The following is a 19,572-nucleotide window of genomic DNA, read 5'->3' on the forward strand; positions in this document are numbered from 1 at the left end:
TCGTCGCCTTGGTGAGCCACTACCTCACCAACAAGCTGATAGGCCGCGGGCTCATCCTGCACCGCCGGAGCTTTCAACCCCCTCCCATGCGAGAGAGGGTGTTATCCGGTATTAGACCCCGTTTCCAGGGCTTGTCCCAGAGTGCAGGGCAGATTGCCCACGTGTTACTCACCCGTTCGCCACTAATCCACCCCGAAGGGCTTCATCGTTCGACTTGCATGTGTTAAGCACGCCGCCAGCGTTCGTCCTGAGCCAGGATCAAACTCTCCGTGAATGTGTACCGGTAATCCGGTTCAACACCACGAGAGCGGAACGATCAGGAGGAATAGTCCCGATCGTTCACAGCGTCCTCGCTGTGCGCCTACCCCAAGGGGCAGGACTTTTTCAAAGGAACCTCGTCACCAGAACAGTGTCTGGTAGACGGGGTATCAACATATCTGGCGTTGACTTTTGGCACGCTGTTGAGTTCTCAAGGAACGGACGCTTCCTTCGTACTCACCCACAGAACATTCTCTGGGGCTTTCCTCCGGGCGCTTCCCTTCGGTGTTTCCAAACTCTATCAGGTCTTTTTCGGCTCTCTGACCACGATGCTCTGTGGGCATGCAGAACCAAACCCCAAGATAGGATCCGACTCGATAGTTGCTGCCTGACCTCGACGCTGAGTGCGTCGTTCGGCGCTGGGCAGGAGTCCGACTCTACAACGGCGTTCGGGTCGGCGCAAATCGTTTGTGCAGTGCTTCTACACCTGCCAACCGGGACCTCTCATGCGGAACCGGGACTTCCTATGACTTACCCTTCTGAACAGTGCGTCGTCCAGGACAGGTAGTGACGGCGGTAACGATTCTCCACCCCCTGGGAGGCTTGCCATGACCAGCGTTTCGTCCCCGCTTGCTGGACGCGCCATCGGACTCGCCGCGGTCCCCGACCCCGTCTTCTCAGGCGCGATGGTCGGCCCCGGCACGGCCATCGACCCGGTTCGCGAGCCCTCCGAGGCCGTCGCTCCCGTTGACGGCATCGTCGTATCTCTCCACCCGCACGCCTTCGTCGTCGTGGACGACCAGGGCCACGGTGTACTGACGCACCTGGGCATCGACACCGTTCAGCTTAATGGTGAGGGCTTCGAGCTCCTCGTCAACAAGGGGGACACGGTGCAGCGCGGTCAGACCGTGGTGCGCTGGGACCCGGCCGCCGTCGAGGCCGCCGGCAAGTCCCCCATCTGCCCCATCGTGGCGCTCGAGGCGACGAGCGAGTCCCTGGGTGACCTCGTCGAGACCGGCGAAGTGAAGGCCGGCGACGCTCTCTTCAGCTGGAAGTGACGTCAGCGCCGTCGGTGACCGACGGCAGGTAGGACAACCACCGCGGCGGCTGGGCCCGTCGCACTAGCGGAGACGGTGTAATGGAGACAACGCTGCGAGGCGTCGGCGTGAGCCACGGGGTGGCGATCGGCGAGGTTCGGCACATGGGCACGGCGGTTCTCGAGCCGCCGGCCAAGCAGATCCCGGCGGAGGACGCGGAGCGCGAACAGGGGCGCGCCCGCAAGGCCGTCGAGGCTGTGGCCGCCGACCTGATGGCGCGCGGCAACCTGGCGGGCGGCGAGGCCCAGGCGGTCCTCGAGGCCCAGGCGATGATCGCCCAGGACCCGGAACTCATGGCCGACGTGGACCGCCGCGTCGCCGTCGGCAGCACGGCCGAGCGCGGCATCTACGACGCGTTCTCCCACTACCGCGAGCTCCTCGCGGGCGCGGGTGAGTACATGGCCGGTCGCGTCGCGGACCTCGACGACGTGCGGAACCGCATCGTGGCGCGGCTGCTCGGCGTTCCCATGCCGGGTGTGCCGGACAGCGACGAGCCGTACGTGCTCATCGCCCGTGACCTCGCGCCCGCGGACACCGCGCTGCTCGACCCGGCACTCGTGCTCGGCTTCGTCACCGAAGAGGGCGGGCCGACCAGCCACAGCGCGATTCTGGCGCGGGCCCTCGGAGTGCCCGCCGTCGTCGCGCTGCCCGGTGCCGGTGAGCTCGCCGAGGGCACGGTCGTGGCCGTGGACGGCAGCACCGGTGAGATCTTCGTCGACCCCAGCGCCGAGAAGCGTGCCGAGCTGGAGGCCGCCGCTGCCGCGCGCAAGGCCGCGCTCGCCGCGTCGACCGGCCCCGGCGCAACGTCGGACGGACACAAGGTGCCGCTCCTCGCGAACGTCGGCGGTCCCGCCGACGTACCCGCGGCAGTCGAGGCGGGTGCTGAGGGCGTCGGTCTGTTCCGTACGGAGTTCCTCTTCCTCGACGACAGCACCAAGGCGCCGACCGAGGAGAAGCAGGTCGAGGCCTACCGTCAGGTCCTCGAAGCCTTCCCCGAGGGCCGTGTCGTCGTGCGGGTGCTCGACGCCGGTGCGGACAAACCGCTCGACTTCCTGACGCCGACCGACGAGCCGAACCCGGCGCTCGGCGTGCGCGGCCTGCGTTCGCTCCTCGACCACCCCGAGGTGCTGCGGACGCAGCTGACCGCGCTGGCCAAGGCCGCGGAGGGGCTCCCCGTCTACCTCGAGGTCATGGCCCCGATGGTCGCGGACCGCGCCGACGCCAAGGCATTTGCCGACGCGTGCCGTGAGGCGGGGCTGCGGGCCAAGTTCGGTGCCATGGTGGAGATTCCGTCCGCCGCGCTGCGGGCCCGCTCGATCCTGCAGGAGGTCGAGTTCCTCTCGCTCGGCACCAACGACCTCGCGCAGTACACCTTCGCCGCCGACCGGCAGGTCGGTGCGGTGTCCCGGCTCCAGGACCCGTGGCAGCCGGCGCTGCTCGACCTGGTCGCCCTGTCCGCCGAGTCGGCCAAGGCCGAGGGCAAGAGCTGCGGCGTGTGCGGCGAGGCCGCGTCCGACCCGCTGCTGGCGTGTGTGCTGACCGGCCTTGGTGTCACCTCCTTGTCCATGGGTGCGGCGTCGATTCCTTACGTCCGGGCGACGCTGGCCAAGTACACGCTGGCCCAGTGCGAGCGCGCCGCGGCTGCGGCCCGTGCCGCGGACAGCGCCGAAGAGGCTCGCAAGGCGGCACAGGCGGTGCTGTCCGGCGAGTAGTCGGCTTCGACTGTCGTGGGTTGCCTTTCGGTGGCTGTCCCGCGTCGGTCCGGCTCTGTGGAAGGGGCGCTCCACCCGTGTGGGTGGGGCGCCCCTTCCGTGTTCAGTGGTGGTGTCCCCCTTCTTGCGGGTCGTCGCCGCCCAGGTCGGGTGCGGCGCAGTAGTCGACGCCGGACTCGGGGGCGATGAGGTCGCCGGAGAGCGCGTCGGTGCAGTAGGCGTCGAAGACTTCAGCGGCCGTGAGCGGGTGCAGACGCTCGCCCTCCAGGCGCCAGCCGTGGACGCGGTCACGGGTGCCGTCGTTGGTGCGCATCACCAGGCCGCCCGCGCTCACGGTGGCGATGCCCACCGCCAGGACCGTGGTGAACTCCAGGGCTTCCGTTTCGTCCAGTTGGGGATTGCCGTCGTCGTCGCACTCGACGTGCAGTGCGGCGAGGAGGGTCTGGCCCTCGCACGGGACACTGCACACGAGGTGGCGGGCGACCGGGCCGCCGCTGCTGATGGCGCGCATGAGCAGGTCGGAGGCCCTGGCGAAGGCGGCGCGTCCGATGTCGACACCGCAGTCCGCGCACGCGCCGATGCGCGCCAGGAGCATGGTCCCGTACTCCCAGGTGCTCTGCCGGACGGTCTCGTCGACGAGGTCGGGGACGATGTCGGCCAGGGCCTGGCCCTCGTACGGCATCGTCGGGCCCGTGGTCGCCAGTTCCGCGGTGAAGCGGGTGCGGCTCGCGGAGGCGTCCGGGTCGAGGCCCGTCTCGGCGCAGAACTCCTTGTACGCCTCCGGGTCGAAGAGGGCGACGCTGGTCAGCCTGCCCTGGGCGGACAGGGTCTTGAGCAGTGCCTCCACCTGCTGCAGATACGTCACGTGGTCGTCGAAGGTGAAGCTGCGATAGCGGCGCATCGCCGCGAAGTCCTCGGCGTCGGCCAGCAGGCCGATGGTGCCGGCGACTTCGCGGCGCAGGACGCGTCGCATCGTGTCGTGCTGGGTGTGCCCCATGATTCCCCCCTGCGGTCAGTCGATCAATGCTCACTCACCGTAACGGGAGGCACTGACAGTGACCGCTGCGAGGGCGGGCTCAGCTTCGTTCGCGGGCCAGCTGCTCGTAGAAGCGGAGGAGTTCGATGTTGTCGACGGAGCCCGCGTTGACCGCCTTGTCGAGCGGGGTGCCCTGGAGGAGGCGCTTGACCGGGACCTCGATGCGCTTGCCCGTGAGGGTGTGCGGGATGCCGGGGACTTCGATGACCTCGTCCGGGACGTGGCGGGGCGAGAGTTCCGCGCGGATGGTCTGCTTGATGCGGGCGCGCAGGTCGTCGTCGAGGGCGGCGCCCGGGGCGAGGTGGATGAACAGGGGCATCCAGTACCCGCCGTCGGGCTGTTCGACGCCGATGACCAGGGATTCGCGGATTTCCGGGAGTCGTTCGACGGCTTCGTAGATGTCGGCCGAGCCCATGCGTACGCCCTGGCGGTTGAGCGTCGAGTCGGAGCGGCCGTGGATGACTACGGAGCCGCGTGACGTGAGGGTGATCCAGTCGCCGTGGCGCCACACGCCGGGATAGGTGTCGAAGTAGCTGTCGTGGTAGCGGCTGCCGTCGGGGTCGTTCCAGAAGTGGATCGGCATGGACGGCATGGGGTTGGTGACCACGAGTTCGCCGACCTCGTCGACGAGTGGCTTGCCCTGGGGGTCCCAGGCCTGCAGGTCGGTGCCCAGGCAGGGGGCCTGGAGTTCGCCGATGTGGACGGGCAGCGTCGGCACGGCTCCGGCGAAGCAGGAGCAGACGTCGGTACCTCCGCTGACGGAGGCGATCCACACCTCTCCGGAGGTGTCGGCGAACTCGTCGTGCAGCCAGCGGAATCCGTCGGGCGGCAGCGGTGAGCCGGTGGTGGCGACGCACTGCACGCGCGAGAGGTCGAAGTCACGCGCGGGGTGCACGTCCGCCTTGCGGCAGGCCATGACGTACGCGGCCGACGTCCCGAAGAGCGTCGCTCCGGTGCGCTCGGCCACACGCCACTGGGCGGCGGTGTCGGGATAGCCGGGGCTGCCGTCGTACAGAACGATCGTCGTGCCCGTGAGCAGGCCGGAGACTAGGAAGTTCCACATCATCCAGCCGGTGGACGTGTACCAGAAGAACCGGTCGTCGGGGCCGAGGTCGCAGTGCAGGCCGACCTGCTTGAGGTGCTCGACGAGGATGCCGCCCTGGGACTGGACGATCGCCTTGGGCAGGCCCGTCGTGCCGGAGGAGTAGAGCACCCACAGGGGGTGGTCGAACGGCACGGCTTCGAAGACGGGAGCCGTGTCGGCCGAGGTGAGAGCGGACCATTCCAGGGCGCCCTCGGGGGCCGGAGTGCCGAGCTGGGGGATGTGCACGACCGCGCGCACGGTGGGCAGTTCGCGGCGGAGTTCGGCGACGGTGCCGCGGCGGTCGTGCTCCTTGCCGCCGTAGCGGTAGCCGTCGACGGTGAAGAGCACGACCGGTTCCACCTGCTGGAAGCGGTCGAGCACGCTACGGGCGCCGAAGTCGGGCGCACAGGAGGTCCAGACGGCGCCGACGGCGGCGGTGGCGAGGAGGGCGACGACGGCTTCGGGGATGTTCGGCAGGTAGCCACTGACGCGGTCTCCGGGGCGCACGCCGAGACCACGCAGCTCCGCGGCCAGGGAGCCCACTTGGCGGCGCAGTTCGGACCAGGTGAGGGGCGTCGGGCCGTGCGACTCGTCGACGTGCAGGATGGCCGGGGTGTCTGCGCGGGCGGGGTCCTCGCCGGCGCGCAGGGCGTGCTCGGCGTAGTTGAGGGTGGCGCCCGGGAACCACTCGGCGCCCGGCATGGAGCGGTCGCCGAGCACGCGCGTGTAGGGCGTGGAGAAGCGCACGTCGAACCATTCGGTGACGGCTTTCCAGAAGGTGTCGAGTTCGTCGACGGACCAGCGGTGCAGGGCCTCGTATCCCCCTGCGGCGGGCGCTCCGTGGTGCTCGGCCGCCCATGCCTGGAAGCGCGTGACCTGTGCGCCGGCGATCCGCTGCTGGTCCGGCTGCCAGAGCGGCGAGGGGTTCGCTGAGGACATGGGGCTGCTCCTGGGCTGTGCGCGTCGTGGGCGGCTGTCGTGCGCACGGGCTGGGTGTGCGCGTGACACGGCTGACACGGACGATGCCATGTGATCGACTTCCGCACCAGGGTGTCCAGGCACAGAGGGGTCGGTGTCCGTGTGGGGCGGTGCACTACGGAGTGCGCTGCGATGTCTACGGAGAGGCGTGGTGGTGCGCCCCTGGGGACGCGATGTGGGCTGGTTCCGGAGGGCCCTCGCTGTGTGTCTACGGAGAGGGTTGGTAACGCTAGTCGGCGCTCGGGATGAACGGCAGTTGAACGCGGTACTCCCACTCCACCTTCGATGGCAGGGTGAGCAGCATGAACGGTCGTGACCTGGTGCGTTCGGTGAAGGCGGTCGGCCTGTCCGACACGGCCCAGAGGTTGCGCATGGTGCGCTCGGCGTGGCGGCGCCTCCGGACCGACGCCGCGGGGCTGCCGCCCCGGGGCGCCGAGCGGGCCCGGACGCCCGGTCCCGTGACCCTCGTGGAGCCCGGTCCCGGCGGTGGCGTGGTCCGGTTCGCGCGGTCCGAGCTGCGGGTGCGGGTCACGTTGGGCGGGGCGGTGTTCTGGGGCTGGGACGGGGCCGAGCCCGATCCGTCCTACGCCTTGGCGGGCGGCAGCCCCGAGGCGGATCCGCGGGCGGTGCTCGAGCCCGACAAGGCGGGTGGCTGGCGGGTGGTCTCGGAGCGGGCGACGGTGGTCGTCTCGCGGCACGGCGCGGTGGAGTTGCACACTCCGGGCGGGGTGATGCTGCGGCGCGATCTGCCTCCGCGCTGGTGGGAGCCGGTGGGCGGCGGGGCGGCCCGCTGGGTGCAGCGGTCGGAGGTGGCTCCGGACGCACGGTTCTTCGGTCTCGGCGGCCGGGCGGCCGGACCACGGCTGCGGAATGGGACGTACCGGTTGTGGAACACCGATCCCGGGGGTTCCTTCGAGCCCGGGGACGATCCGCTGTACATCACGATGCCGGTGCAGTGGGTGGTCGCCGACGTGGGGACCCATCTGGTCTTCCACGACAACACCTGGGACGGCTCGGTGACCGTGCGCGAGGGCGAGGAGGGGGCCGGTTCCGGGCACGACAGGGCGGGGTCGTGCGAGGTCCGCATGGACGGCGGACCGCTGCGCTGCTGGGTCATGGTGGGCACCCCCGCGCGCGTGCTGCACTCCTGGGCGGCGCTCACCGGTGCGCCCGCGGTGCCGCCCGCGTGGGCGCTCGGCCACCATCACGCGCGGTGGGGCTTCGGCAGTGAGCAGGAGGTGCGGCGGATCGTCGCGGGCTACCAGGAGCGCGGACTGCCCCTGGACGCCGTGCACTTGGACATCGACCACTTCGACGCCCACCAGGTGTTCACGGTCGACACGGAGCGCTTCCCGTCCCTGCCGAAGCTGGCCGGCGACCTGCGCGGCGACGGGATCCGGCTGGTGTCGATCGTGGACCCCGCGGTGAAGGCCGGACCGGGCAACGCCGTGTACGACGGCGGGGCGGCCGCGGACGCGTTCGTGCGGGACGCGGCGGGGCGTACCGTTCGGGGCTTGGTGTGGCCCGGTGAGGCGGTGTTCCCGGACTTCACGGCCGGGCGGGTGCGCAAGTGGTGGGGCGGTCTCTACGACGAGCGTCTCGCGCAGGGCTTCGCGGGGTTCTGGCACGACATGAACGAGCCGGTGTCGTTCGCGTCCTTCGGGGAGACCACCCTCCCCCGCTCGGCCCGGCACGCCCTGGAGGGCCGCGGTGGCGACCACCAGGAGGCACACAACGTGTACGCCCTGGGCATGGCCCGGGCGGGTTACGAAGGCATGCGCGAACTGCGCCCCGGTGAGCGGCCGTTCCTCTTCTCCCGCTCCGGCTGGGCGGGAATGCAGCGCTACGGAGGGACGTGGTCGGGCGATGTGGCCAGCACCTGGCCGGGGTTGCGGGCCTCGCTCGCGCTGGTGCTGGGGCTCGGCCTGTGCGGAGTGCCGTACTCGGGCCCCGATGTCGGCGGCTTCGACGGCAGCCCGTCGCCCGAGCTGTATCTGCGGTGGTTCCAACTCGGGGCGTATCTGCCGCTGTTCCGTACGCATGCGGCGCTGCACGCCGGTCGCAGGGAACCCTGGGAGTTCGGCCCCGAGGTGCTGGAGCACGCGCGCGTGGCGCTCGTCGAGCGCGAACGGCTGCTGCCGTACTTCGTGACGCTCGCGCACTTGGCGCGGCTCACCGGTGCGCCGTACGCGCGCCCGTTGTGGTGGGGTTCTCCGGAGGACAGGGCCCTGCGGGACTGCGAGGACGCGTTTCTGCTCGGGGACTGTCTGCTGGTCGCGCCCGTGCTGCAGGAGGGGGCCACGCAGAGGGCCGTGCGGCTCCCGCCGGGCCGGTGGTACGACACGGTCACCGAGACGGCGTACGAGGGCCCTGGACGCGCTCTGCTCGACGCTCCGCTGTCCCGCATACCTGTGCTCGCGCGCGCGGGTGCGGTGCTGCCCGTCCGTGGGGAGGACGGGCGGCTCGCCCTGGAGGTGTGGGCGCCGGCGAAGGGGCGTTCCGGCAGTGGTCTGGTGATCGCGGACGCCGGTGACGGGTGGGAGGAGCCGGAGCTCCAGCGCTTCGGTGTGCGCTGGAGCGGTGAGCGGCTTGTGGTCGAGAAGGAGGGCGACGAGCCGGGGGCCGCCGTGGAGTACACGGTGCGGGTGCGTGGCGTGTGAGGTGAGGCCTCGTTTCACGCCGCCGTGTGTCGCGCCCCCTTCGGTCGCGGCGGAGCGCCTTGCGGGCGCGTCCGGGCAGCGCCTCGGACTCTCAGATGTAGCGCCCTTCGAACCATGCCCGCACGACCGACGTGTGCAGGGGGAAGGCAAGTTCGGCGGGCCGGTGCAGGAGTTCCCAGCCCTCGGTCTCGTCCGTCGGCGACGACTGCGGCAGGTCGGCCGCGGGGCGTTCGGGCAGTAGCCCGAAGAGGAGCACGTGGCCGTCGGGTGAGCTGAGCACCTCGACGATGCGCACGTCGTGGCTCGCCGCGCTGATGCCGGTCTCTTCCTTGAGCTCCCGGACGACGGCGTGCCGCCAGTCCTCCCGGTGGTCCACATAGCCGCCGGGCAGGGCGGTGCCCCCGCGCGCGGGGGCGATGGACCGGGTCACGACGACGAGGCCGGTGCCCTTCGTGTCGTACACCGGCTGGAGGGCGATCGCGACGGGCAGCGGATTCCGGTAGGCCACTGTCCGGCAGTCCGGGCAGGTGCGGGGCCAGCCCGTGACGTGGTCTCCGTAGAGCGCGCCACAGCTCGAGCAGTGGGAGTCCGGGGCCGGGTCGGTGGGGTGCAGGGATGGGGACACGCGGCGGACTGTATCCGATCTCGACGCGGCGGTCTTCCGCGGAGTGCCAACCTCCTGATAGATGCGGGTACATGACACGATTCGCCCCAGCACTGCGGAAACTCACCGTTGCCGCCGCCACTCTGCTCGCCGTGGCCTCAGCCCCGTCCCCCGCCCAGGCGGCCTCCGAACCGCAGGCCCCGAAGGGCTTCGTGGCGTTGAGCGACATCGACCCGACGATCATCCAGGAGATGCGCTACATCACCCCGCACAACTTCGTGGGTGACCGCATCGACGGCTACCGCAAGCCGATGTGCATCCTCACCGAACCCGCGGCGAAGGCCCTGCGCAAGGCTCAGCGCGGCCTCCTGCGCGCGGGCTACTCCCTGAAGGTGTACGACTGCTACCGGCCGCAGCGGGCGGTCGACCAGTTCGTGCGGTGGGGCGAGGATCTGCGCGACGAGCGCATGAAGGCCGAGTTCTACCCGAGGGTCGCCAAATCGAGGCTCTTCGAAGACGGCTACATCGCCAAGAAGTCGGGGCACAGCAGGGGGTCGACGGTCGACCTCACGATCGTGCGCCTGCCTGCCAAGCCGACGCGGCCGTACGTCCCCGGAGAGCCTCTCAAGCCCTGCTACGCCCCCCGTAGTGAGCGATTCCCCGACAACTCCGTGGACATGGGCACCGGGTACGACTGCATGGACACGCTGTCGCACACCGACGACCCCCGCGTGACCGCCAAGCAGCGCGCGAACCGGGACCGGCTGCGCGGTGCCCTGGCGAAGACGGGCTTCGTCAACCTGCCCGAAGAGTGGTGGCACTTCACGTACAAGCCCGAGCCGTTCCCCGACACCTACTTCGACTTCCCGGTGTCGCGCCGGGCGCTGCCCGTGGCACACTTCTGACGTTCCGTCAGATCCTGGGTGCGGGAGGGGCCATGTCGCGAGTGCGTACGCCCGTGGTGACGCGGTGGTTCGACGGGGAGGGGGAGGACTTCCGGTTGCTCGGCACGCGGTGCGCACAGTGCGCGGCCGTCTTCTTCCCGCGCGAGGACGGCTTGTGCCGCAACCCGGGCTGCGCCGGGGGCGAGCTGGTCGAGGTGGCGCTGTCGCGACGCGGGCGGGTGTGGTCGTACACCGACGGGCGATACCGCCCGCCCGCGCCGTACCTCTCGGACCCGGAACTTCCGTGGGAGCCCTACACGTTGATCGCTGTGGAGCTCGCTGCGGAGCGCATGGTGGTACTCGGGCAGGCGGCTCCCGGAGTGACCGTCGCCGACCTGGAGGTCGGCATGGAGGTGGAGGTCGCCCCCGGCGTGCTCGGCGCGGACCCCGAGCATCCGTCGACGACGTGGACGACGTGGAACTGGCGACCGGTGGGGGTGAAGGCATGACCGGCGATGTGGCGGTGCTCGGCGTGGGCATGCACCCCTGGGGCAAGTGGGGACGCGGATTCGTCGAGTACGGGACGGTGGCGGCGCGGGCGGCGCTCGCCGACGCCGGAGTCGACTGGCGGGACGTGACGTCCGTCGTCGGCGCGGACACCGTGCGAGGCGGCTATCCCGGGTATGTGGCGGGGGCGACCTTCGCGAAGGCCCTCGGCTGGCAGGGAGCGCGTGTGGCGAGCGTGTACGCGGCCTGCGCCTCGGGGGCCCAGGCGATCGCCACGGCGCGCGCCCAGCTGCTCGCGGGCCTCGCCGACGTGGTCCTCGTGGTCGGCGCCGACGCCGCCCCGAAGGGGTTCTTCCGGCCCGCCGGAGGCGATCGGCCCGACGACCCCGACTGGCTGCGCTTCCGCGTCCTCGGCGCCACGAACCCTGCGTACTTCGCGCTGTACGCCCGCCGCCGCATGGCCGTGCACGGCGACACCCTGGAGGACTTCGCCCACGTCAAGGTGAAGAACGCGGCCCTGGGGGCGCTCAACCCGCACGCGCGCTACCGCAAGACCGTCACCCCCGAGGAGGTCGCCGGGTCCGCCGTCGTCGCCGATCCGCTGCGGCTGCTCGACATCTGCGCGACCTCGGACGGCGCGGCGGCGCTCGTGCTGTCCACCCTGAAGTTCGCCCGGCGGCACAGCACGGCCGCACCGGTGCGCATCCGGGCGGTGTCCACCGTCACGCCGACGTATCCGAACACGGTCCTGGACCTGCCGGACATCGCCACGGACTCCGCGGCGGCCGTGCGCCCCGCCGAGCGCGCGTTCCGCGCGTCCGTCGCGCACGCCGCGTACGAGGAAGCGGGGATCGGCCCGGACGACCTCTCCCTGGCGGAGGTGTACGACCTGTCGACGGCCCTGGAGCTCCAGTGGTACGAGGACTTGGGGCTGTGCGGCGAGGGCGAGGGGGCCAAGCTCCTGCGGGACAGCGCGACCGCGCCGGGCGGGCGCATACCCGTGAACACCAGCGGTGGACTCGCCTCCTTCGGAGAGGCCGTCCCGGCCCAGGCCATCGCCCAGGTCTGCGAGCTGACCTGGCAGTTGCGGGGAGCGGCGGGCGCGCGGCAGGTCGAGGGGGCGCGGGTGGGGATCACCGCGAACCAGGGGCTGTTCGGGCACGGCTCGTCGGTGGTGGCGGTGCGCTGACGCCCGCGCGGGCACCGCGTCGGGGCATCGCGGAGTGCCCCGGGAAAGGCCGTACGGCGGCTTCCTGGGGCCTCCCGCTCGGAAGGCGTCGCGCCGGTTAACCCGTGTCGTCCGCGACCTTGACGCTCCATCACCACCGGTGAACACTTCCCGGTGTCAGTCGGCATCGCTGCTCTCCGGCACTCCGCCGCTCAGGGCCCGTGCGCTCCATGGCTCCGCGCAACGAGCCAGTTCAACGGGCATCCCCCATGGGCGATTCGACTGTGACGGCACGCTCGTCACCGAGGCCGGGCGGGGCGCGGGACTCCCCTGCCTTCGGCTGACGCGGCTGGCGGTGGCCGGGCAGTAGTCGTGGGAAACGAACCCTGCACGGAGTACCGGGGCCCACCACCCCGGGCGAAGGCCTAGGAGCCGCCATGTACTCGAATGGGGACATCTTCGTCGGTGAGATCATCGGCACCGCGATTCTGATTCTCTTCGGCGCCGGCGTGTGTGCCGCCGTCACCCTCAACCACTCGAAGGCCAAGGCCTCCGGGTGGATCGTCATCGCGTTCGGCTGGGGCTTCGGCGTGATGGCGGGCGCGTACACCGCCGCGCCGCTGTCCGGCGGCCACCTCAACCCGGCCGTGACCCTCGGCATCGCCGTCGACACCGACAAGTGGGACAAGGTCTGGATCTATCTGGCAGGGCAGATGATCGGCGCCATGCTGGGCGCCGTCCTCGCGTACCTGGTCTATCTCGCGCAGTTCAACGCCAACGTAACCCGCGGGACCAAGGACGCGCCGGGCACAGACAGGCCCACGCCGACCCTCGGCATCTTCTCCACCATCCCGGAGATCAGGAACCCGGTGGCGAACCTGCTGACCGAGATCATCGGGACCGTCGGCCTGGTCCTGCCCATCCTCGCCTTCGGGCTCACCAAGGGCCTCGGCACCTCCGGCACCCAGATCCTGATTGTCGCCTTCCTCGTCGTCGGCATCGGTCTCTCGCTCGGCGGGCCCACCGGCTACGCCATCAACCCGGCGCGTGACCTCGGCCCGCGCATCGTGCACCACTTCCTGCCGATCCCCAACAAGGGCACGTCCGACTGGAGTTACGCCTGGGTTCCGGTCGCCGGGCCGCTGATCGGCGGGCTCCTCGCGGGACTCATCTACAACGCAGCCTTCTGAGCAGCCTTCCTCCAAGGGGTAGCCATGACGGACAGCTCCGAGAAATTCGTCGCCGCAATCGACCAGGGCACCACCTCGAGCCGCTGCATCATCTTCAACAGGGACGGCGCGATCGTCGCCGTGGACCAGCGTGAGCACCGGCAGATCTTCCCCAAGCCGGGCTGGGTGGAGCACGACGCCACCGAGATCTGGTCCAAGGTGCAGGCGGTGGTCGCGGGCGCCATCGCCAAGGCCGGGCTGCGCGCGGACCAGCTGAGCGCGCTCGGCATCACCAACCAGCGTGAGACGACGGTCCTGTGGGACCGCTCCACGGGCAAGCCGGTCCACAACGCGATCGTCTGGCAGGACACCCGGACATCGGCGCTCTGCAACGACCTGGGGGGCGCCGACGGCCAGGACCGCTTCCGGGAGCGGACAGGACTGCCGCTGGCGAGCTACTTCTCCGGCCCGAAGGCGGCCTGGCTGCTCGACAACGTCCCCGGGCTGCGGGCGCGCGCCGAACGCGGCGAGATCGCCTTCGGCACCATCGACTCCTGGCTCATCTGGAACCTCACCGGCGGCACGGACGGCGGTGTGCACGTCACCGACGTCACCAATGCCGGACGCACGATGCTGATGAACCTGGAGACCCTGCAGTGGGACTCCTCGATCCTGTCGGCGATGAACGTCCCCGAAGGAGTGCTGCCGGAGATCAGGTCGTCGGCCGAGTGCTACGGGACGGCCGTCGGGCAGCTCGCGGGCGTGCCCGTCGCCTCCGCGCTCGGCGACCAGCAGGCGGCGATCTTCGGACAGGCCTGCTACGACACCGGGACGGCCAAGAACACCTACGGGACAGGCAGTTTCCTGCTGCTCAACACCGGCAACCGGCCTGTGCCGTCCAAGAGCGGCCTGCTCACGACCATGGGCTACAAGATCGGCTCCGAGGCTCCCGTGTACTGCCTGGAGGGCTCCATCGCGATCACCGGGGCCCTGGTCCAGTGGTTCCGCGACCAGCTCGGCATCATCCGCAGCGCCGACGAGATCGAGTCCCTGGCCGCGAGTGTGGACGACAACGGCGGCGCGTACATCGTGCCCGCGTTCTCCGGTCTCTTCGCGCCGTACTGGCGCTCCGACGCCCGGGGTGTCGTCACCGGCCTCACGCGCTACGTCACCAAGGCCCATCTGGCTCGTGCGGTCCTGGAGGCGACGAGCTGGCAGACACGTGAGGTCGTCGACGCGATGTACCAGGACTCCGGGGTGCGCATCACCACCTTGAAGGTGGACGGCGGCATGACCAAGAACAATCTGCTGATGCAGCACCAGGCCGATGTCCTCGGTGTGCCCGTGATCCGGCCGCGGGTGTCGGAGACGACGTGTCTGGGCGCCGCGTACGCCGCCGGGCTCGCGACGGGCGTGTGGAACGACCTGGACGAGCTGAAGGCCCACTGGCAGCGCGACGCCGAGTGGACGCCGCAGATGGCGGACACGGAGCGCGAGCGCGAGTACCGCAACTGGCGCAAGGCGGTCGAGCGCAGCTTCGGGTGGCACGACGACGGCGAGAGCTGAGCCGCTTGCCGCGTGGCCGAGGCCCTCGCCCCGGCCGAGGCACGCGCGGCAGGCACGCGCGCGTGGAGCGCCGCCCGGCCCTCCACGCGCGCGTGGCCGGTGCGCGGTCGCCGTGTCAGGTCGCGACCGGCTGCCTGGCCGCCGCGCCGACCGCCATCGCGTGCTCCACCACGTCGATCAGGACGTCCTTGACGGACTCCTTCTCGCGCGCGTCGCACAGCACCACGGGAGTGCTCTCGTCGAGGTCCAGGGCGTGGCGTACCGCGTCGGAGGGGTATCGCGTCGCGCCCTCGAAGCAGTTGACGCCGACGACGAAGGGTATGGAGCGGCGCTCGAAGTAGTCGACGGCGGCGAAGCAGTCCTCCAGGCGGCGGGTGTCGGCGAGTACGACGGCCCCGAGCGCGCCGGTCGCCAGCTCGTCCCACAGGAACCAGAAGCGGTCCTGGCCCGGGGTGCCGAAGAGGTACAGGACCAGGTCCTCGCGCAGGGTGATCCGGCCGAAGTCCATGGCCACGGTGGTGGTGTTCTTGCCCGGGACGCCGTTGGTGTCGTCGACGGGCCGGCCGGCCTCGCTGAGGGCTTCCTCCGTGCGCAGGGGCTTGATCTCGCTGACCGCGCCGACGAGGGTCGTCTTGCCGACGCCGAAACCGCCCGCGACCAGGATCTTCAGCGTGACCGGCTCGACAGGGGCCGTACCGCGCTCAGAACGCTTGAAGATCATTGCTCTCTTCTCCTGCATCAGTCATCAGTGGTGTCGCGTGCGTCAGTTGGGGTGAGGTGCTTCGGGGGTGGCCGGTGGGCCGGACCGTGCGTGGGACGGCGGTCCGTACCCGCCGCCTCCGGGAGTTTCGATCACGAGTACGTCGCCGGGCCCCGCGTCGGCGGAGTCGCTGCCGGCGAGCCGTACGACGCTCCCGTCGGCGCGCTCCACGCGGCCCGAGCCGAGCGCGCCCGGCTCGCCGCCCGCCATCCCGTAGGGCGGCACCACGCGGTGCTGGGACAGCGTGGAGACGGTCATGGGTTCACGGAAGCGGATGCGGCGTACGGCGCCGTTCCCGCCCCGCCAACGGCCGTCGCCGCCGCTGCCGGCGCGCACCGCGAACTCCTCCAGGACGACGGGCAGCCGCCATTCGAGGACTTCGGGGTCGGTGAGCCGGGAGTTGGTCATGTGGGTCTGCACGACGGACGCGCCGTGGAAGCCGTCGCCCGCGCCGGAGCCGGAGGCCACGGTCTCGTAGTACTGGTACCGGTCGTTGCCGAAGGTGACGTTGTTCATCGTGCCGGAGCCCTCGGCCTGGACGCGCAGCGCTCCGTAGAGGGCGCCAGTGATCGCCTGTGAGGTCTCCACGTTGCCCGCGACGACGGCGGCGGGCGGTCGCGGCGACAGGAACGTCCCCGTCGGCACGATGATGCGCAGCGGCCGCAGACAGCCGTCGTTGAGGGGGATGTCGTCGGCGACCAGGGTGCGGAAGACGTACAGGACGGCGGCGTTGACCACGGCGAAGGGGGCGTTGAAGTTCGTGGCCAGCTGGGGTGACGTGCCGGTGAAGTCGACGGTCGCCGTTCGTTGTTCGCGGTCTACGGAGACACGCACCCGGATCACGGCACCGGAGTCGGTCTCATAGGAGAACGCGCCTTCCTCCAGGGTGTCGATGACGCGGCGCACGGAGTCCTCGGCGTTGTCCTGGACGTGCCGCATGTAGGCCTGGACGACGTCGAGCCCGAAGTCGTCGATCATGCGGGCCACTTCGTCGACGCCCTTCTGGTTGGCCGCGATCTGGGCCCGCAGGTCGGCGAGGTTCGTGGCGGGGTTGCGGGAGGGGTAGCGGGTCTCCGTCAGCAGGGCCAGGGTCTCGGCCTCGCGGAAGTGCCCGGCCTCCACGAGCAGCCAGTTGTCGAAGAGGATGCCCTCCTCGTCGATGGTGCGGCTGTGCGCGGGCATGGAGCCGGGCGCGATGCCGCCGATCTCCGCGTGGTGGCCGCGCGAGGCCACGTAGAAGAGGATCCGCTCTCCGGGGGTGTCGAAGACGGGAGTGATGACGGTGACGTCCGGGAGATGCGTCCCTCCGTGGTACGGGTCGTTGACCGCGTAGGCGTCACCCGGCCGCATGGTGGTGCCGCGGCGGCGGATGACCTCCTTGACGCTGGTGCCCATGGAGCCGAGGTGGACGGGGATGTGCGGGGCGTTGGCGACGAGATTGCCGTCCGGGTCGAACAGGGCGCAGGAGAAGTCGAGCCGCTCCTTGATGTTGACCGACTGGGCGGTGGACTCCAGTCGGGCGCCCATCTGCTCGGCGATGGACATGAAGAGGTTGTTGAAGACCTCGAGGAGGACCGGGTCGGCTTCCGTTCCGGCGTCGGAACTCACGGGCGCCGCCACCCGTTCCATGACCAGGTGCCCGTCGCCGGTCATGGCCGCGCCCCAGCCCGCGTCGACGACCGTGGTGGCACTGGCCTCCGTGATGATCGCGGGCCCGGTGACCCGCTCGCCGGGCGGGAGTTCCTCGCGCCGGTGCAGGGGCACCTCGCGCCAGGAGCCGCCCGTGTGCAGGCGCACGGTCCGCGCGGGGCCGCGCGCGGTGGTGGTGCCGAGCACCGACAGGTCCGGGGGTTCGGTGCGGCCGGTGGCCTCCACGGAGAGGGCTTCGACGACGACAGGGCGGTCCAGGGTGAAGGAGTAGGTGGCGCGGTGCTGTTCTTCGAAGGCGCGGGTCATGGTGGCGGGGTCGGTCAGCTCGACGGTGAGGGTGGTGTCCGTGCCGTCGTAGCGCAGCTGGGCCCGGCGCCTGACGTGCACGCGGTCGGCCGGTACGTCCTCGGCGGCGAGCTGGGCGCGGGCGGCGGTCTCCAGGTCGTCGGCCGTCTTGTGGACCTGGGGCATCGCGGAGGCCACCAGGGGCGCCTCCACGGACTGTTCGCGCATGGCCGTCGTGTCGGCGAGGCCGATGCCGAGCGCGGACAGGACGCCCGCCATGGGGGGTACGAGGACGGTGCGGATGCCGAGCGAGTCGGCCACCATGCACGCGTGCTGGCCGCCCGCGCCGCCGAACGTCGTCAGGGCGTAGCGGGTGACGTCGTGGCCCTTCTGGACCGAGATGCGCTTGACGGCGGCGGCGATGTTGGCGACGGCGATCCGGAGGTAGCCCTCGGCGACCTGTTCCGGGGTGCGGTCGTCCCCGGTCCGTTCGGTGATCTCCCGCGCGAGTTCGGTGAACCTGCGGTGGACGAGCGCTTCGTCGAGCGGCTGGTCGCCGTCGGGGCCGAACACCCGGGGGAAGTGGGCTGCTTGGATGCGGCCGAGGGCGACGTTGGCGTCGGTGACGGTCAGCGGGCCGCCGCCGCGGTAGCTCGCGGGCCCCGGGTCCGCGCCCGCCGAGTCGGGGCCCACGCGGTAGCGGCTGCCGTCGAAGTGCAGCACGGAGCCGCCGCCCGCGGCGACGGTGTGGATGTCGAGCATGGGGGCACGCAGTCGTACGCCCGCGATCCGCGTCGTGAAGACCCGCTCGTACTCCCCGGCGTAGTGCGAGACGTCCGTCGACGTGCCGCCCATGTCGAAGCCGATGACCCGGTCGAACCCGGCGAGCTTCGACATGCGGGCCATCCCCACGATGCCGCCGGCGGGCCCGGAGAGGATGGCGTCCTTGCCGCGGAACTGTCCGGCGTCCGCGAGTCCGCCGTTGGACTGCATGAACATCAGCCTCACGCCCTGGAGTTCCGCGGCGACGTGCTGGACGTAGCGCCGCAGGACGGGCGACAGATAGGCGTCGACGACCGCGGTGTCGCCGCGCGGGACGAGCTTCATCAGGGGGCTGACCTCGCTGGAGAGCGAGACCTGCGGGAACCCGGTGCGGCGCGCGAGGTCACCGGCCGCCTGCTCGTGGGCCGGGTACAGATGGCTGTGCACGCACACGACGGCGACGGCGCGGATGCCGTCTTCGTAGGCCTCCCGCAGGGCTTCGCCGAGGCCGTCGAGGTCGGGGGCGCGCAGGACCTCGCCGTCGGCGCCGACCCGCTCGTCGTACTCGATGACGCGGTCGTAGAGCTCTTCGGGGAGAACGATGTCACGGGCGAAGATCCGCGGGCGGTTCTGGAAGGCGATGCGCAGCGCGTCGCGGAAGCCCCGGGTGATGACGAGGGCGGTGGGCTCGCCCTTGCGCTCCAGGAGGGCGTTGGTGGCGACGGTGGTGCCCATGCGGACGGCGTCGATGCGGACGGCGTCGCCTCCGCGCGCGGTGTCGGCGATCGGCGCGCCCGCCTCGGCGAGGAGTTCCCGGATGCCCGCGACCGCCGCGTCGGCATAGCGCGCGGGGTTGTCCGACAGGAGCTTGTGGGTGAGCAGTCCGCCGTCCGGACGGCGCGCGACGACGTCCGTGAACGTACCGCCCCTGTCAACCCAGAACTGCCAGCCTGTCACGTCTCAATCCCCGCTTTCGCGCTGTTCAGAGCGCCCGGAGGCCGTTGATCACGTCGCGCAGAATACTCTCGTCCGGCAGCTCGGCGGGGGGTACGGGGCGGGTCACGTGCACCAGTTGGTCGTCCACCAGATCACCGATGAGGACGCGGATCACGCCGATCGGAAGGTCCAGTTCCGCCGCGAGTTCCGCGACGGACTGCGGGGTGTCGCGGCACAGGCCGACGATGTCCACGTGCTCCGGGGACAGCGTCTGGTCGGCCTCCGTCTCCTCGGCGTGCGACTCCGCGATCACGACCGCGATCAGGTCGAGGCGGTGCTGGGCGGGGCTGGTGGTGCGGCCTCGTGTCATGGCATACGGGCGCACCACCGGACCGGCGTCGTCGTCGAACCAGTGAGGCATAGCGGCCTGACCGTCGTCGTCGCTCATGCCCTCCC

At 70.8% G+C, this 19,572-nt stretch carries 14 protein-coding genes and 1 rRNA gene; 8 read left to right on the forward strand and 7 right to left on the reverse strand.

Annotated elements, in window-relative coordinates:
• Positions 1 to 274: ribosomal RNA gene (locus tag ACZ6AA_RS21410) — 16S ribosomal RNA — on the reverse strand; the annotation flags it as partial.
• A 592-nt stretch (positions 275 to 866) separates the two neighbouring features.
• On the opposite strand from ACZ6AA_RS21410, the gene ACZ6AA_RS21415 reads away from it, so the two are divergent.
• Together ACZ6AA_RS21415 and ptsP are read left to right on the forward strand one after the other, a co-directional pair.
• On the forward strand, positions 867 to 1,316 hold the full coding sequence (locus ACZ6AA_RS21415) for a PTS sugar transporter subunit IIA (RefSeq protein WP_468453463.1): 450 nt from the start codon (positions 867 to 869) through the stop codon (positions 1,314 to 1,316).
• Between the two features lie 80 nt (positions 1,317 to 1,396).
• Positions 1,397 to 3,067, forward strand: coding sequence for a phosphoenolpyruvate--protein phosphotransferase (ptsP, locus tag ACZ6AA_RS21420; RefSeq protein ID WP_468453461.1), 1,671 nt, complete (start codon positions 1,397 to 1,399; stop codon positions 3,065 to 3,067).
• A 103-nt stretch (positions 3,068 to 3,170) separates the two neighbouring features.
• Here ptsP and ACZ6AA_RS21425 read toward each other — a convergent pair whose 3' ends face one another.
• Together ACZ6AA_RS21425 and ACZ6AA_RS21430 are read right to left on the reverse strand one after the other, a co-directional pair.
• On the reverse strand, positions 3,171 to 4,064 hold the full coding sequence (locus ACZ6AA_RS21425; RefSeq protein ID WP_468453459.1) for a hypothetical protein: 894 nt from the start codon (positions 4,062 to 4,064) through the stop codon (positions 3,171 to 3,173).
• A gap of 79 nt (positions 4,065 to 4,143) precedes the next feature.
• Positions 4,144 to 6,126 (reverse strand): acetoacetate--CoA ligase, encoded by a 1,983-nt coding sequence (locus tag ACZ6AA_RS21430; RefSeq protein WP_471459472.1) that lies wholly within the window; start codon positions 6,124 to 6,126, stop codon positions 4,144 to 4,146.
• A gap of 341 nt (positions 6,127 to 6,467) precedes the next feature.
• Here ACZ6AA_RS21430 and ACZ6AA_RS21435 point away from each other — a divergent pair, with 341 nt between their 5' ends.
• Positions 6,468 to 8,825 carry a glycoside hydrolase family 31 protein gene (locus ACZ6AA_RS21435; protein WP_471459474.1) on the forward strand — a complete coding sequence of 786 codons (2,358 nt, stop codon included), beginning with the start codon at positions 6,468 to 6,470 and terminating at the stop codon, positions 8,823 to 8,825.
• Positions 8,826 to 8,916: 91 nt separating this feature from the next.
• Here the strand turns inward: ACZ6AA_RS21435 and ACZ6AA_RS21440 are convergent, their stop codons facing one another.
• Positions 8,917 to 9,450, reverse strand: coding sequence for an NUDIX domain-containing protein (locus ACZ6AA_RS21440; RefSeq protein WP_468453453.1), 534 nt, complete (start codon positions 9,448 to 9,450; stop codon positions 8,917 to 8,919).
• A gap of 71 nt (positions 9,451 to 9,521) precedes the next feature.
• Here ACZ6AA_RS21440 and ACZ6AA_RS21445 point away from each other — a divergent pair, with 71 nt between their 5' ends.
• From ACZ6AA_RS21445 to glpK, 5 genes are all read left to right on the forward strand, one after another.
• Positions 9,522 to 10,334, forward strand: a complete 813-nt coding sequence (locus ACZ6AA_RS21445; protein ID WP_471459476.1) for a M15 family metallopeptidase — start codon at positions 9,522 to 9,524, stop codon at positions 10,332 to 10,334.
• 53 nt (positions 10,335 to 10,387) lie between these two features.
• Entirely contained in the window at positions 10,388 to 10,822 is a 435-nt protein-coding gene (locus ACZ6AA_RS21450) for a Zn-ribbon domain-containing OB-fold protein (RefSeq protein ID WP_468453521.1), read from the forward strand.
• Positions 10,819 to 12,009: a lipid-transfer protein gene (locus ACZ6AA_RS21455; RefSeq protein WP_471459478.1), complete on the forward strand. Its 1,191-nt coding sequence runs from the start codon at positions 10,819 to 10,821 to the stop codon at positions 12,007 to 12,009. Before ACZ6AA_RS21450 ends, ACZ6AA_RS21455 begins: the two co-directional genes overlap by 4 nt.
• A gap of 416 nt (positions 12,010 to 12,425) precedes the next feature.
• Positions 12,426 to 13,178, forward strand: coding sequence for an MIP/aquaporin family protein (locus ACZ6AA_RS21460; protein WP_468453449.1), 753 nt, complete (start codon positions 12,426 to 12,428; stop codon positions 13,176 to 13,178).
• Positions 13,179 to 13,202: 24 nt separating this feature from the next.
• Entirely contained in the window at positions 13,203 to 14,723 is a 1,521-nt protein-coding gene (gene glpK, locus ACZ6AA_RS21465; protein ID WP_468453447.1) for a glycerol kinase GlpK, read from the forward strand.
• Between the two features lie 115 nt (positions 14,724 to 14,838).
• On the opposite strand, the gene ACZ6AA_RS21470 is transcribed toward glpK, so the two are convergent.
• Genes ACZ6AA_RS21470 through ACZ6AA_RS21480 form a run of 3 tightly spaced genes read right to left on the reverse strand, consistent with a single transcriptional unit; the run spans position 14,839 to position 19,564 of the window.
• Entirely contained in the window at positions 14,839 to 15,444 is a 606-nt protein-coding gene (locus ACZ6AA_RS21470) for a GTP-binding protein (protein ID WP_468453445.1), read from the reverse strand.
• Between the two features lie 42 nt (positions 15,445 to 15,486).
• The gene (locus tag ACZ6AA_RS21475) at positions 15,487 to 19,137 is read right to left on the reverse strand and encodes a hydantoinase B/oxoprolinase family protein (protein WP_471459481.1); all 3,651 of its coding nucleotides are present in this window, start codon (positions 19,135 to 19,137) and stop codon (positions 15,487 to 15,489) included.
• 25 nt (positions 19,138 to 19,162) lie between these two features.
• Positions 19,163 to 19,564: a DUF742 domain-containing protein gene (locus tag ACZ6AA_RS21480; RefSeq protein ID WP_030360376.1), complete on the reverse strand. Its 402-nt coding sequence runs from the start codon at positions 19,562 to 19,564 to the stop codon at positions 19,163 to 19,165.
• Positions 19,565 to 19,572 lie beyond the last annotated feature (8 nt).

Source organism: Streptomyces sp. NPDC040610, assembly GCF_055594065.1.